Annotated in this window: 14 protein-coding genes and 1 tRNA gene; 8 read left to right on the forward strand and 7 right to left on the reverse strand. The window is 68.1% G+C overall.

Annotation, left to right across the window (positions count from 1 at the left end):
* Window positions 1–74: 74 nt before the first annotated feature.
* Complete coding sequence (locus FHS00_RS12430; protein ID WP_183474083.1) at window positions 75–533, forward strand: Lrp/AsnC family transcriptional regulator; 459 nt, start codon at window positions 75–77, stop codon at window positions 531–533.
* 179 nt (window positions 534–712) lie between these two features.
* Window positions 713–1,507, forward strand: a complete 795-nt coding sequence (locus FHS00_RS12435) for an SDR family oxidoreductase (RefSeq protein WP_183474086.1) — start codon at window positions 713–715, stop codon at window positions 1,505–1,507.
* 119 nt (window positions 1,508–1,626) lie between these two features.
* On the opposite strand, the gene FHS00_RS12440 is transcribed toward FHS00_RS12435, so the two are convergent.
* Both FHS00_RS12440 and FHS00_RS12445 read right to left on the reverse strand, forming a co-directional pair.
* On the reverse strand, window positions 1,627–2,403 hold the full coding sequence (locus FHS00_RS12440; protein ID WP_183474089.1) for a bestrophin-like domain: 777 nt from the start codon (window positions 2,401–2,403) through the stop codon (window positions 1,627–1,629).
* A gap of 259 nt (window positions 2,404–2,662) precedes the next feature.
* Window positions 2,663–2,736, reverse strand: a tRNA-Cys gene (locus FHS00_RS12445).
* Window positions 2,737–2,957: 221 nt separating this feature from the next.
* On the opposite strand from FHS00_RS12445, the gene FHS00_RS12450 reads away from it, so the two are divergent.
* The 3 genes from FHS00_RS12450 to FHS00_RS12460 all read left to right on the forward strand — a co-directional run bounded on the left by FHS00_RS12450 (window position 2,958) and on the right by FHS00_RS12460 (window position 5,897).
* A complete protein-coding gene (locus tag FHS00_RS12450; protein WP_183474092.1) occupies window positions 2,958–3,611 on the forward strand; it encodes a methyltransferase domain-containing protein in 654 nt (217 codons plus the stop codon).
* A 32-nt stretch (window positions 3,612–3,643) separates the two neighbouring features.
* Window positions 3,644–5,032 carry a TolC family outer membrane protein gene (locus tag FHS00_RS12455; protein ID WP_183474095.1) on the forward strand — a complete coding sequence of 463 codons (1,389 nt, stop codon included), beginning with the start codon at window positions 3,644–3,646 and terminating at the stop codon, window positions 5,030–5,032.
* A 73-nt stretch (window positions 5,033–5,105) separates the two neighbouring features.
* Window positions 5,106–5,897: a hypothetical protein gene (locus tag FHS00_RS12460; RefSeq protein ID WP_183474098.1), complete on the forward strand. Its 792-nt coding sequence runs from the start codon at window positions 5,106–5,108 to the stop codon at window positions 5,895–5,897.
* Window positions 5,898–5,900: 3 nt separating this feature from the next.
* On the opposite strand, the gene FHS00_RS12465 is transcribed toward FHS00_RS12460, so the two are convergent.
* Together FHS00_RS12465 and FHS00_RS12470 are read right to left on the reverse strand one after the other, a co-directional pair.
* The gene (locus FHS00_RS12465; protein WP_183474101.1) at window positions 5,901–7,352 is read right to left on the reverse strand and encodes a cobyric acid synthase; all 1,452 of its coding nucleotides are present in this window, start codon (window positions 7,350–7,352) and stop codon (window positions 5,901–5,903) included.
* A 118-nt stretch (window positions 7,353–7,470) separates the two neighbouring features.
* Entirely contained in the window at window positions 7,471–7,794 is a 324-nt protein-coding gene (locus tag FHS00_RS12470) for a DUF6280 family protein (RefSeq protein ID WP_026147324.1), read from the reverse strand.
* 230 nt (window positions 7,795–8,024) lie between these two features.
* Between FHS00_RS12470 and efp the strand changes: the two genes are divergently transcribed.
* Window positions 8,025–8,588 carry an elongation factor P gene (gene efp / locus FHS00_RS12475; RefSeq protein WP_183474104.1) on the forward strand — a complete coding sequence of 188 codons (564 nt, stop codon included), beginning with the start codon at window positions 8,025–8,027 and terminating at the stop codon, window positions 8,586–8,588.
* An 89-nt stretch (window positions 8,589–8,677) separates the two neighbouring features.
* A complete protein-coding gene (locus FHS00_RS12480; protein ID WP_183474107.1) occupies window positions 8,678–9,505 on the forward strand; it encodes an inositol monophosphatase family protein in 828 nt (275 codons plus the stop codon).
* Here the strand turns inward: FHS00_RS12480 and ygfZ are convergent.
* Genes ygfZ through FHS00_RS12495 form a run of 3 tightly spaced genes read right to left on the reverse strand, consistent with a single transcriptional unit; the run spans window position 9,502 to window position 12,739 of the window.
* Window positions 9,502–10,239, reverse strand: a complete 738-nt coding sequence (gene ygfZ / locus FHS00_RS12485; RefSeq protein ID WP_183474110.1) for a CAF17-like 4Fe-4S cluster assembly/insertion protein YgfZ — start codon at window positions 10,237–10,239, stop codon at window positions 9,502–9,504. The genes FHS00_RS12480 and ygfZ overlap by 4 nt on opposite strands.
* A gap of 32 nt (window positions 10,240–10,271) precedes the next feature.
* On the reverse strand, window positions 10,272–12,065 hold the full coding sequence (locus FHS00_RS12490; protein ID WP_343064606.1) for an ABC transporter ATP-binding protein: 1,794 nt from the start codon (window positions 12,063–12,065) through the stop codon (window positions 10,272–10,274).
* A complete protein-coding gene (locus FHS00_RS12495; RefSeq protein WP_246391297.1) occupies window positions 12,062–12,739 on the reverse strand; it encodes a tyrosine-protein phosphatase in 678 nt (225 codons plus the stop codon). Before FHS00_RS12495 ends, FHS00_RS12490 begins: the two co-directional genes overlap by 4 nt.
* A gap of 122 nt (window positions 12,740–12,861) precedes the next feature.
* Between FHS00_RS12495 and FHS00_RS12500 the strand changes: the two genes are divergently transcribed.
* A complete protein-coding gene (locus tag FHS00_RS12500) occupies window positions 12,862–13,476 on the forward strand; it encodes a hypothetical protein (RefSeq protein WP_183474120.1) in 615 nt (204 codons plus the stop codon).
* The last annotated feature ends 44 nt before the right edge of the window (window positions 13,477–13,520 follow it).

Below are 13,520 nucleotides of genomic sequence, written 5' to 3' on the forward strand. Positions count from 1 at the left end.
TCTCAGCAATCGGCTTGCTATCTCTGCCTGCAGAGTAAGAGATTTTGGCAGATTCTGCCAAGAAAGGGCGGGAAATGGACGAGAAGGACAGGCAGATCATCGCCGCGCTCCAAGCGCATGGGCGGCTGACCAACCAGGAACTGTCGCAGAAGGTGAATCTCTCACCGTCGCCCTGCCTGCGACGGCTGCGGATTTTGGAGGATAGCGGCGTCATTCGTGGCTATGCCGCCATCGTTGATGAGATCGCCTATGGCCTACCGATCACTGCCTTCGTGCGGGTCCGGCTGGAGCGGCATGGCGAGGCGCAGGTCGCTGAGTTCGAGCGCAAGGTACGCGACATCGACGCGATCCTCGACTGCTACATGATGACCGGGGATGACGACTATCTGCTGCGGGTGCTGGTCTCCAGCCTGCAGGATTACGAGATCTTCGTGCGCCAGAAGCTGCACCAGATCGGCGGCATCGCCGCGATCGAGACGAGCTTTGCCTATGGCACGGTCAAGCGGCGGACGGTGTTTCCCCGGATCGACTGACCGGGCGCCCGGCGGCAGTTCGACTGCGACAAGATCCCCGTCTCAAATTCCCTTGCCATACGACGAAGGGCAGACCCTGATGGATGGGCGCCACCGGTGTTCCGGCTCACTGCCCCCGGTCGGTGCTGCGCTTCGAACGATCGGCGTCATTCCATCGAACGCGAAGTCTAGGAGGTGCCATGTCCAGATTACGCAACAAGACCGCTCTTATCACAGGGGGCGCGCGCGGCATCGGGGCCGCCATCGCTCGCGCATTTCGCGACGAAGGTGCTGCCGTGCTCCTGATCGACATCGACGGCGATGAGGGCCAGGCGACGGCCGACCAGATCGGCGCGCGTTTCGCTCGGCTCGACGTATCCTCCGAAGCGGACTGGGACGCAGTGGCCGAACAGTACCCAGCGCTCGACGTGCTGGTGAACAATGCGGGCATCACCGGTTTCGAGGGGCCGTTCGATGGCCCGCCGCCCGCGCATGACCCCGAGAATGCGAGCCTCGCAGACTGGCGCGCGGTGCACGCGGTCAACAGTGACGGCACCTTCCTCGGCTGTCGCTATGCCATTCGTGCGATGCGGGCGAAGGGGGCGGGCTCCATCATCAATATCTCGTCGCGCTCCGGCCTCGTGGGGATCCCGATGGCGGCAGCCTACGCGGCATCAAAAGCCGCGATCCGCAACCACACGAAATCCGTCGCGCTCTACTGCGCGGGGCAGGGGCTCGCGATCCGCTGCAATTCGATCCACCCGGCGGCGATCATGACGCCGATGTGGGAGCCGATGCTGGGCGATGGCCCCGACCGCACCGAACGGGAGGCCGCGATGGTTGCCGACACGCCGCTTAGGCGGTTCGGCGAGGCGGAGGAGGTCGCCGCGCTGGCCGTCCTGCTCGCTTCGGACGAGGTCACCTACATGACCGGGGCGGAGTTGACGATCGACGGTGGTATCCTCGCGGGATCGGCCGCCACGCCGGGCGGCTGAGGGGAAACCTTTTCTGGCACGCGTTCACCCGCTGCTTGGGTGGGATCGCTTCGTCTGAAGTGATGCTCAAGCCCGGAGATGAAGGCAGCCGCGCACTAAGTGCTTCGTGCCCTTGGCCCTCAGCGATCCAGATCCATCGCAGTGACGGTCGCGACGAGCTTGGACTGATCCACTGCGATCAGCCCGCGGCGCGGCCGGTCCAGATCCATGATCAGGAAGACCAGCACGACGATCAGGATCATCATCGCATAGACCGGGACGCCGGGCCGGATGTTCGAGATCCAGGTGGAGTAGCCGACCACGCCGCCAAGAAGGATGAATGTTCCGAACAAAAGGATCAGGACCAGCTCCGGGACGTGGCGGTCGATGGCCGCGTCTCTCGTGGCCAGCGCGTCGACCATGTCGTTCAGGCTGGCAGCGAAGCTCATCGCCACAGGGTTACCCATCTCCCGCGCTTCGGCTGCGGCCACGCGCCAGAGCCGGCCGAACACCGCCTCCGCTTCGGCGAGCAGGCGGGACCGTTCCCCCTGATTGGATGCGGCCACCGTCGCGGATTCGAGCCGGATGGCGCCATATTCCCGGAGCAGCGTCCGGGCCTCCTCGCGCCGCTCGTCGCCGATCAGATCGGTGCGCAGCCAAGCGGTTCCGATGGCATTCGCCTCGAGAACCACCGCAGCGGATCTCTGATCGTAGCGCCCCAGCGACAGGGAAAAGGTGAAGCCTAGCAACAGCGCCAAGAGGCCAAGGAGCGAACCCTGAACAGCGTTCGCCTGGCTCTTGCTGTCTCCGTTCGCCGTCACATGGCGCCGTCTGCCGATCGCGCCGCCCAGCCACATGGAGGCAAGCATGGCGAGAGCCAGGATCAATGCGATCACATAGGAGGGGACGTCATACATCGCTCTGGCCCGATCAACCTCGCGCTTGGAGATCAGGCGCTCTCAGCGGTTGATACACATCGTCCCCCGTCACCGGCAAGATCCGGCCTGTTCACGCAGGGCGCCGTTCAAGTGTGAGCTGCGGTAGGGAATGCGGGGGGAGGCGCTTGGCCCTGCCATGAGGACAAAAGGGAGGCGCGGGCCGTGATCCAGCAGGCCGGAGGCGAAAGCGCAGCTTTCGCATGCTCGGCGGCACGGATCGTATGTGCTTGAAATGATGTGGAGGCGGGTACCGGAATCGAACCGGTCTACACGGATTTGCAATCCGCTGCGTAACCTCTCCGCCAACCCGCCTCGGTGGCGGCTTCACTAGGCGCTGCGGCGCGGGTCGTCAAGCGGTTATCGGGGCGGATGCGGGGCAAAGCGGGGCGGCACCGGCGCCGGTGCGCGCCGGGTGTGGCCGCCGCGGCACTGGATGGGGCGAAGCCGGGGCCGCCGGGCGGCGGGAGCAGTTGCCGCCTGCCCGGGGTTGTGGCATCACGGTCATGGCGAAACTGAACGAAAGAGTCCGGTCCGTGGTTGATTATGCGACCCGCCGCGTCTTCATGGTCGACACCCAGGTGCGGCCCTCCGACGTGACGAAATTCCCGATCATCGACGCCATGCTCGATGTCCCGCGCGAGGCCTATGTGCCGGCGGGCCTGCGCGAGGCGGCCTATGTGGGCGAGAACCTGCCCCTAGGCGGCGACCGGGTGGTGCTCGAGCCCCGGACCCTGGCCAAGATGCTCGACGCGCTCGAGATTGATCCGCAGGACGCGGTGCTCGATCTGGGCTGCGGGCTCGGCTACTCCACCGCGCTTCTCGCGCGGCTCGCGGGATTCGTGGCCGCCGTCGAGGATGACGAGGCGCGCGCCGCCGAGGCGCAGTCGATCCTGTCCGAGCATGGCGTCGACAACGCGGCGGTGATCTGCGCACCCTTGACCGAAGGCGCCCCCAAGAGCGGCCCCTACGACGTGATCATGATCGAGGGCGCCATCGAGCGCTTCCCCGATACGCTGGCCGATCAGTTGCGCGAGGGCGGCCGGGTCGGGGCGATCTTCGCGGAAGGCGCGCTGGGCGTGGTTCGTGTCGGCTACAAGATCGACGGCAGGATCTCCTGGCGTTTCGCATTCAATGCCGGGGCGCCGCTGTTGTCGGGCTTCGAGGCGGCGCAGGATTTCGTGCTGTAACATAGCGATTAAAGAAAAGGGGACGGGGCGGTATGCGGCGTTTGATTGGAAGCTTGGTTCTCGGCGCCGGTCTGGCCGCCGTGAGCCTCGGAGCGGCGCGGGCCGACACGTTGGCCAGCGCGCTGGCGCATGGCTACGAGCATAGCGGCCTGCTCGACCAGAACCGGGCGCTGCTCCGCGCGGCCGACGAGGATGTCGCGCAGGCGCTGGCCACGTTGCGACCGATCCTGAGCTGGTCGGCGCAGACCGCGCTCTCCACCAGCAGCCAGCGGCGCGACAGCGCCTCGGGCGTCGTCGGTGTGGACAGCTTCGACGTCTCCTCTCAGGTCTCGCTGACCGCCTCGCTGCTGCTCTATGACGGCGGCCAGACCCGCTACGGCCTCGATTCGCAAAAGGCACTGGTGCTATCGACGCGCGAGCGGCTGCGCCAGATCGAGCAGCAGGTGCTGCAGCGGGTCGTCGAGGCCTACATGGAAGTGCGCCGCGCCGCCGCCTTCGTCGAACTGCGCCGCAACAACCTTCAGCTCATCACCCAGGAACTGCGCGCAGCCCAAGACCGGTTCGAGGTTGGCGAAATCACCCGTACCGACGTCTCGCTCGCCGAAGCGCAGCTCGCGTCGGCCCGCAGCCAGCTCGCCGCCGATGAGGGCCAGCTCGCCCAGGCGCGCGCCGAGTTCCGCGCCGCCGTCGGCCGCGCCCCTGGTCCGCTCGGGGCGGTTCCGGATGCCCGGGTCCCCGGCAGCCTCGCCGAGGCGCAGGCGATCGCACGGCGCGAGCATCCCTCGATCCTCGAGGCCCAGCATTCCATCTCGGTGGCCGAGATCAACATCGCCGCGGCCGAGGCCGCCAAGCGGCCGACCGTGTCGCTCAGCGGCACCCTGACGGTCGATGACGAATTCGAGGACAGCCAGCAGATCGGCATCACGGCCAACCAGACGCTCTATTCCGGTGGCCGGATCGCCAGCCAGGTGCGCCAAGCCAAGGCCCGGCGTGACGCTGCCCGGGGCGCCCTGATCAACACCAGCCGCACCATCGACCGCAACGTCGAGAATGCCTATGCGCTGCTCGCCGTGGCGCGGGCCAGCATCGAAGCCTCGGGCCGCGAGGTTCGGGCGGCGCAGGTGGCCTTCGACGGCCTGCGCGAAGAGGCCCGCCTCGGGGCGCGGACCACGCTCGACGTGCTCAACGCGGAGCAGGACCTGCTCGACGCGCGCGCCACGCTTGCCTCGGCGCAGATCGACGAGACTCTGGCGACCTATGTCGTTCTGGCCTCGATCGGCCGGCTGACGGCGGAGCAGCTGGGGCTCGCGGTGCAGGTCTATGACCCGGTCGCGTATTACAACCTCGTGCGCAATGCGCCGTCGAGCACCTCCGAGCAGGGCAAGGCCCTCGACCGCGTGCTGGACGCCATCGGACGTTAATCCCGTAACGTCGGGATCGTTGCCGGAGGCGGCGGGCTTCGCTAGACTCCTGACGAGGCAAGCAGGGAAGATCATGTCGGATCCGGTCAAGAGCGTCGAAATCGAGGATGTGCTTTCCTCCATCCGCCGGCTTCTCGCCGATGGCGAGGCGCCGGGCGCCGGTAGCGGGGCGCGACCGCGCCCCGAAGCCGCTCCGGAGCAGGGGCGGGAACTGCCGTCGCGTGCCCGCGAAGAACGTCGCGAGGACGCACCCCTCATGCTGACGCCGGCGCTGCGCGTGGCGGGGCGCTCGGAGGCGGGCGCACGGCATACGCCGACGCCGTTTCCCGGCCCGTCGCAATCCCAGTCCGAAGTCGAGGACGACGATCAGGATTTCGAGCCGACCGGCATCGCCGCGGAGCCGCAGCCGGCCCCCGCGCCGCGTCCCAAGCTGAAGGAAACGATCGCCGAACTCGAATCGGCCGTCACCCATCAGGACGATGAATGGGAGCCTGATGGCAGCGAGCCGGCGCCGGTCATGGACTGGTCGAACGCTCGCGCCGAGGATGCGCCCTTCCTGAGCCGCCGCCACCCGGCGCGCCCGGTACCGAAAGTCGCGCAGCCGCCCAAGGCGCCCGAGCCCGTGGCCGAAACACCTGCCGTTCGGGAGCCGGCGCCCGTCGTCGCATCGGCGCCAGCGCCGCAAACCAACGCCGCCCCGGCCGACGAGATGCCCCGGATCGACGAGGATCTCCTGCGCGACATGATCCGCGACGTGCTGCGCGAGGAGCTGCGCGGTCCGCTCGGCGATCGCATCACTGGCAACCTGCGCAAGCTGGTGCGCCGGGAGATCTTCCGCGCGCTGGCCAGTGGCGAGTTCGACTGAGCCTCAGACCGGCTCGGCGAGGGCGAGCAGGCGATCGATGTCGAGATGGCGCTCCAGATGCGCGGCCAGCGCATCGAGCGCCGTTTCCACGCCGGCTTCGTAGCTCGCACCCGAGGCGCGCCCGCCCAGCTCCGTGAGGAAGGCCGCGCGGAACGCATCGTCGGAAAACAGGCCGTGCAGGTAGCAGCCGCGCACGCGTCCATCCGCGCTCGCTGCGCCCTCGGGGCGACCTTCGATCTCGATCCAGGCCCGGGCCGTGTGATCGGGACCGGCGGTCTCTCCGATATGGATCTCGTAGCCGTCGATCGCGCCGCCGTCGCGCAGGCGGCCCCGCACCAACCCCAGCCGCTTTTCCGGGTGCATCACGGTTTCGACGTCGAGCAGGCCCAGCCCCTCGACGCTGCCGGGCGCGCCCTCGATGCCCTCCGGGTCGGCAATGCTGTGCCCCAGCATCTGGTAGCCGCCGCAGATGCCCAAGACCCGGCCGCCGCGCCGCACATGCGCCTTCAGATCGATGTCCCAACCCTCGGCGCGGAAGGCGGTGAGATCGGCGATGGTGGATTTGGAGCCGGGGATCAGCACGAGATCCGCGTCGCCGGGCAGGGGGCGGCCGGGTGCGATCATCTCGACGCTGACATCGGGCTCGGCCGAGAGCGGGTCGAGATCGTCGAAATTGGCGATCCGGTTCAGCCGGGGCACCGCGATCTTCACCGGCCCGCCGGGACGCGAAACGATCTCGGCCGCGTCCTCGGCCGGCAGGCGCCAAGCCTCCGCGAAATGCGGCACGATGCCGAGCGGCGCCCAACCCGTGCGGGCGGCGATGAACGCCATGCCGTCGGCGAAGAGGGACGCGTCGCCGCGAAACTTGTTGACCGCGAAGCCGCGGATCAGGCCCGCGTCATCGGCGTCGAGGACCGCATGGCTGCCCACCAACTGAGCGATCACGCCGCCCCGGTCGATGTCGCCCATCAGCACGACGGGCACGCCCGCCGCCCGGGCAAAGCCCATATTGGCAATATCGCCCGCCCGCAGGTTCACCTCGGCCGGGCTGCCGGCCCCTTCGACGATCAGCAGGTCATGCGCCGCCGCGAGCCTGTGGAAGCTTTCGAGCACCCGCGGCAGCAGCTGGGGTTTGAGCGCGGCATAATCGCGCGCCCGCGCGGTGGTCAGGCGCTTGCCCTGTACCACGACCTGGGCACCGGTCTCGCTCTCGGGTTTCAGGAGAACGGGGTTCATGTCGACCAGAGGGGCGATGCCGGCAGCGCGGGCCTGCAGGGCCTGAGCCCGGCCGATTTCGCCGCCATCGAGGGTCACGGCGGCGTTGTTCGACATGTTCTGGGGCTTGAATGGCGCGACCGAGAGTCCGCGCAGTCGCGCGGCCCGCGCCAGCCCGGCCACGATCAGTGATTTGCCGACATTCGAGCCGGTGCCCTGGATCATGAACGCCCGCCCCATCGCGTGCTCCCTGGTTGCCTGCGCCGCAGGTACAGGGGCAGATGAGCGGGGAAAAGGCCAAGAAAAAACGCGGCGTCCCGAAGGAGCCGCGCTTTTTTCTCTCAAGCTGGCGCGCGGATCAGGCGGCGCGGGATTCCAGCTCGGCAGCGTGACGACGCTCGCTCTCTTCGCGCGACAGGGCGACCGAGGTACGCACGCCTTTGCCGACAAATTCCATCAGACCAGCGACGACGCGCTCGTTGGGGTCGATACCGGCGCAGGACAGCACTTCGCGGCCATCACGCGACCGGGCCCAGCGGGCGATCTGCTCGGGGCCGTTGCCATATTTCTTATCGTCGGCGATGGCGTCATCCAGAGCGGCAAGGACGACGGCCGCGAAGAGCTTGCGGGCGCGGTTGCCCTGCTCGTTGTTGTAGGCGGTGCCGTCAACGAAATCCTTCATCATGCTTCCTTACGTTCTTTTTGCTCTTGTCGCCAATGCGTCCCGGTGACTTATCGAATTTGCTACCGATTCGATGCGCCCTAAACGGAATGGCAGCCATGCGTCTGGTGCATGGCTCGTCGCTCAAGCCCCTGCGCCGTCGGCTCAGCTTGCCTTGCAGCGACCCGCGAGATATAGGCGGAGGCCAATTGCGATCAACCCATCGCCCCAATTCCGTCACATGGACCGACATGCCCAAGATCAACGGTAACGAAATCCGCCCCGGCAACATCCTCGAGCATAACGGTGGCCTGTGGGCTGCCGTGAAGGTCGATCACGTGAAGCCCGGCAAGGGCGGCGCCTTCGCCCAGGTCGAGCTGAAGAACCTGCGCAACGGCTCCAAGCTCAACGAGCGCTTCCGCTCCGCCGACAAGGTCGAGCGCGTGCGTCTCGAGCAGAAGGACCAGCAGTTCCTGTTCGAAACCGACGGCATGCTGACCTTCATGGACAGCGAGACCTTCGACCAGATCGCGCTGCCGGCCGAACTGCTCGGCGAACGTCGCCCGTTCCTGCAGGACGGCATGACCGTGCATATCGAGTATTTCGGCGAGGAGGCGCTCAACGTCTCGCTGCCGCAGAAGGTGACCTGCAAGGTCGTGGAGACCGAGCCGGTCGTGAAGGGCCAGACCGCGGCCAACAGCTTCAAGCCGGCGCTTCTCGACAATGGCGTGCGGGTGATGGTGCCGCCCTTCGTCGCTCAGGACGAAGACATCATCGTCAACACCGAGACCATGGAATATTCCGAGCGCGCCTGACCTCTTGCCCTTGCGGCAGGGATCTCCAGACTGCGCCCGAACGGGGCGGTCCTTCCCGGGCCGCCTCTTTTTATTGGCGAGGTGCGGCGATGATCGGCAATGACGAACTGGCGAAGATTCTGAAGGCGGCGGCTCGGGCGGAGATCCTGCCGCGTTTCCGGCGGCTGGACGCCGACGCGATAACTACCAAGAGCCGCCCCGACGATCTCGTCACCGAGGCCGATACCGCCGCCGAGGCCCGGATCACGGAGGCGTTGCGCGCGCGGCTCCCAGAGGCGCTGATCCTCGGCGAGGAGGCGGTGGCCGGGAATCCTGCGTTGCTGGATGGGCTGGGCGAGGCCGATGTGGCGGCGATCATCGATCCGGTCGACGGGACCTGGAACTTCGCGCGCGGTCTCGCGCTGTTCGGCACGATCCTGGCCCTCGGTGCCCGTGGCCGTGTCACCCATGGCATTCTCTACGATCCGTTGCTCGACGACCGGGTCGAGGCGCACGAAGACGGGCCCTGCGAGATGGTGACGGCGGACGGGGTGCGCCGGCGGCTGACGACCTCGTCCGAAACCGACCTGTCGCTGATGACCGCCTATCTGCCCCTCTCGCTGCTGCCGCGCGAAAAGCAGGCCGCCATGGCCGCCACCTTCCCGAGCTTCGGGCGCGCCATGGGGCTGCGCTGCGCCTGCCACGAGTACCGTCTGATCGCCCAGGGCCACGCCGAGATCGCGCTGGCGGCGGTGCTCAACCCCTGGGACCACGCCGCCGGAGCGCTCGTGGTGACGCGGGCAGGTGGCGTGGCGCGGATGCTGGATGGGCGCGACTACCATCTCGGACTGGCGCCGGATGCGGGCTACCTGCTGACGGCGGCGAACGAGGCGGCTTGGGACGCTGCGGCCAAGCGGATCGGCCCTGCGCTGCTCTAGTCCAGCCGTATCACGCGGGCTTCGCCTATGCGCATCTCGCCCTCGGCCCGGTCGAAGCGCAGCCATGCGATGGCCCGTTCCCCGGCGCGGCTGTGCAGCGTGCCTACCGGCCGCTCATCGGCCACGATCTCGGCACCCGGATCGGCGGCGCCCTCGACTGCGACGCGGGCAAATCCCTTGCGCAGCTCGGTCTTGTGCTTCATCCGCGCCGTGACCTCCTGACCGACATAGCAGCCCTTGCGGAAATCAACGCCGTTCAGGCGTTCGAAGCCGGCCTCAAGGACATAGCTCTCGGGGCCCAGCTCGCTGCCCCATTCGGGGATCAGGTGCTCGACCCTGATCGCGGTCCAGTCACTGCCGTCGTCGCCCTCAGCCGCGCCATAGAGCCGCCAGCCCAGCGCGGGATGGCGGGGGTCGGGCAGGGCGCCCTCCGGGGCGGGTCCGGTGCCGCGCGAGACCTTCACATCGGCTTCGGCCAGCGCCACGTCGGCGCGCAGCTTGTACATCGAGAGCCGTTGGAACAACTGCGGCGCCACGTCGGCAGCGACGTCGATCAGGATGCGGTCGGGCTCTCCCTTGAGGAAGAAGTCCGCGATCAGCTTGCCCTGCGGCGTCAGCAGCGCGGCATAGGCGAGCCCGTCCTTTGCACGGGCGATGTCGTTGGTGACGAGTCCCTGCAGGAACTCCTCTCGGTCGGCGCCGCTGACGGCGATGATGCTGCGATCCTGTGTCATGTGACCCTACATAGGCGCGACAAAGGGCGGCGTCAGCCCGTCTCGGCGTCGCGGAACTGCAGGGCGTGCAGATCCGCATAGAGGCCACCGCGCGCGAGCAGTTCGCCATGCGTGCCCTGGTCGACGACCCGGCCGTGATCCATGACCACGATGCTGTCGGCACCCTGCACGGTCGAGAGCCGGTGCGCGATCACCAGCGTCGTGCGCCCCTCGGACAGGCGCTCCAGTGCCTGCTGCACCACGGCCTCGGACTTCGTGTCGAGCGCGCTGGTCGCCTCGTCCAGCAGCAGCACGGGCGTGTCGCGCAGCAAGGCGCGGGCGATGGCGACGCGCTGTCGTTGCCCGCCCGAGAGCGCCGAACCACGGGGGCCTGCGGGGCTGTCGAGGCCGTTGGAGAGCCGCGGCAGGAAATCCGAGACATGCGCGGCGTCGAGCACCTCCTTCAGCCGCGCCTCGCTGACATCGGTGCGCCCCAGAAGGATGTTGTCGCGGATCGTCTCGTCGAAAAGCAGCGCGTCCTGCGTGACGACGGAGATCAATCCGCGCAGCTCCTCCAGCTTCAGCGCGCGGGTCGGCACGCCACCGATCGTGATCTCGCCCGATTGCGGATCGACGAGGCGCGCCAGCAGGTTGAACACCGTGCTCTTGCCCGCGCCCGAGGCGCCGACCAGCGCGGTGGTGCGGCCCGCCAGCGCAGTGAAGCTCGCGCCGCGCAGCACCGGCAGATCGCCGTAGGAGAGCTGCACGTCCTCCAGCCGGATCTCCGGCGCACCGTTGGGGGCGGGGCTCGGCTTGGCCGGCGAGACAAGGCTTGGGCGCGCGTCGAAGATGGCACGCATCCGCTCGAGGCTGGCCGCGGCCGTCTGCCACTGACCCGAGATGTTGCCCAGCCGGCGCAGCGGTTCGAAGGCGAGAGACATGGCGGTGAAGAAGGCCATGAATTGGCCCACCGACTTGTCGCCGGCGATGATCTCGGCGCCGCCGTAGAACAGCACCCCGAGAAAGCCGAGACCGGTCATGATGTCGATCATCGACGGGATGGCGGCCTGACCCGAGGAGGAGCGGATCTCGGCGCTTACCCGTTGGCGTATCAGCTTGCCGTAGCGCGCCGACTGGTAGTCCTCCAGCCCGTTGAGCTTGATCGGCGCGATGTTGTGGAACACCTCGTCGAGCCGCGTCGACATGCGGGCGGCGATCTCGCGCGAGGCGCGCGAGCGGCGGCGCACGTATTTCTGCGCGATCAGCGAGGGCAGAACCAGCAGCGGGATGCCGATCAGCGCCACCAGCGTCCAGCGCCAGTCGACAGAGATCGCCACGGCAAACAGCGCGATCACCGAGGTCAGGTCGCGCCCGGCGCCGGTGACGAGGCCGGCCCAGATCTGATTGATCGCGGTGACATCGCCCTGCACCCGTTCGATCAGGTAGCCCGGCGGGTGCGCCTGGTGCCAGCCGCCATCGAGCCGCATCAGATGTGCCAGCAGGTCGCCCCGCAGGTCAGCCGCGCTGCGCTCGCGGATCGTGGTCATCAGCACCCGCTGGCCGAGCGAGGTCACGGCGCGCACGATGAAGATGCCCATCACCACCACGCCGACGATCCACAGCGCCTCGGTGCGGCCGGCGACGAAGACCTCGTCGAACATCGGCTTCATCATCGAGGCGAAGAGCCCGAGCGAGCCGCCCTCGATCGCCATCAGCACCATCGCCACCATCAGCCAGCGCCAGTGCTTGCGCAGGTAGCTGCGCCAGAGCCAGAGGAACAGGCCGCGCCGATCGGCCCGCAGATCGCCGGTATCCGCCGGGGCGGGGCTGCGCAGGGTTGCGGTCACTGTCCCACCCGCCCTTCGTCGAAGCCACGCTGGGCGGCATCGGCGTCGTACTCGGTGGCGATCCATTCCTCGATGCCGATCGGGCCGCGCTCGAGCCGGGCGGCGTAGAGATCGAGGATGTGATCGAGGATGCCCGTGCGCGAGCGCCGGAAATGCAGGAAGCGCGGGTGCAGCTGCCGCCGCGCCTCTTCGATCGAACGCCCCTCGGCCAGCAGGTGCAGCGCCGAGGCGAAGCCGGCGCGGTCGGCGCCGGACTTGCAATGCATGACCACGGGGCGCTCGGCTTCGCGCAGCAATGCGAAGAGCCGCAGGATCTGGTCGCGCGGCGCGGCGCGGCGCGCCGAAAGCTGGGTCGAGACCAGCCGCAGCCCGAGCGCATGGCAGCTCTCGGCCTCGAACAGGTAGCGCGGATGCCCGCCCTCGCCGCGCAGGTTGATGACGGTGCGGATACCGATCTTGGCCATCTTTTCGAACCGGCCATGGGTCGGCTGGTTGGACCGGAACACGCCGGGCGTCACGAGGTGGAAGTTGGTCCACCAGTAGCGCAGGATCGCGTGATCGAGGATCAGGTAGCTTGCAAGTGCGCGACGCCGCGCGCCGGCATCACCTAGATGATGGTGCCGCCCGGTGCGGGCGCGCCTTTCCCAGGCCTTCAGCTTCTGCAGAACCGTCATTGCCCATTCCATCGCACGCATCCGGCCTTGCATAAGCATCCCGGCCCCCCCTCGCAAGGCGCGAGGATTTGACGGGATCGCCTCGGCGGCCTAGGGCAAGACGGCAGGCTGGAGGCGCGGGCATGGATGATCTGGACGTCGAGGTGATCGACAAGGTGCGGCTGTGGCCCAGCCATGCAAACGTCGACGGGCACCTGCGGCGGGTGAAGTGGGGTGCCTGGGCGGTCTATCTGCCGGGGTCCCAGCTCAAGCTGATGCATGCGGTGGCCGGGCGTCAGCATTGCATCTACTACAAGGCACCCCGACGTGAGGAAGTGCTTGGCGGGTTCGACAAACGGCCGAGCGCCCCGGACTGGGCGCGCGCCTTCGAGACGCCGGTGCTGCGCCGGGTGGCCGAGAACTGGGTGATGTTCGCGCGGCTGCATGCCGCCGGCCTCGGCCCGGAGCCGATGGGGCTCGTCGCGGTGCGCGATTATCGCAGCTTCTTTTCGCGTGGACGGGGGATCACCGCCGGGCTCAGGCTCGCGGATCTCACGAAGTATCCGGAGAAGGTGCCTTGCACCGAGGAGGAGCTGCGCGCCGCCGGTATCCTGCCCGATCGCAGCCGCGCGTCGCTGCGCGAGCAGATCCGCGGCTATGTCAGCGATCTCAACAACCTGCATGGCGCGATGCCGGAGGATGGCGCGGCCGAGGTCGCACGGGTGGAGGCGGCGCTGGCGCGCGCTCTGGGACGCTGAAGCCCCGTTGACGGCGGCGCCGGGCAGGGCGAGGCTGCGCGCGA

The organism is Limimaricola variabilis (assembly GCF_014195545.1).
In the GTDB taxonomy this organism is placed as follows: Bacteria; Pseudomonadota; Alphaproteobacteria; order Rhodobacterales; family Rhodobacteraceae; genus Limimaricola; species Limimaricola variabilis.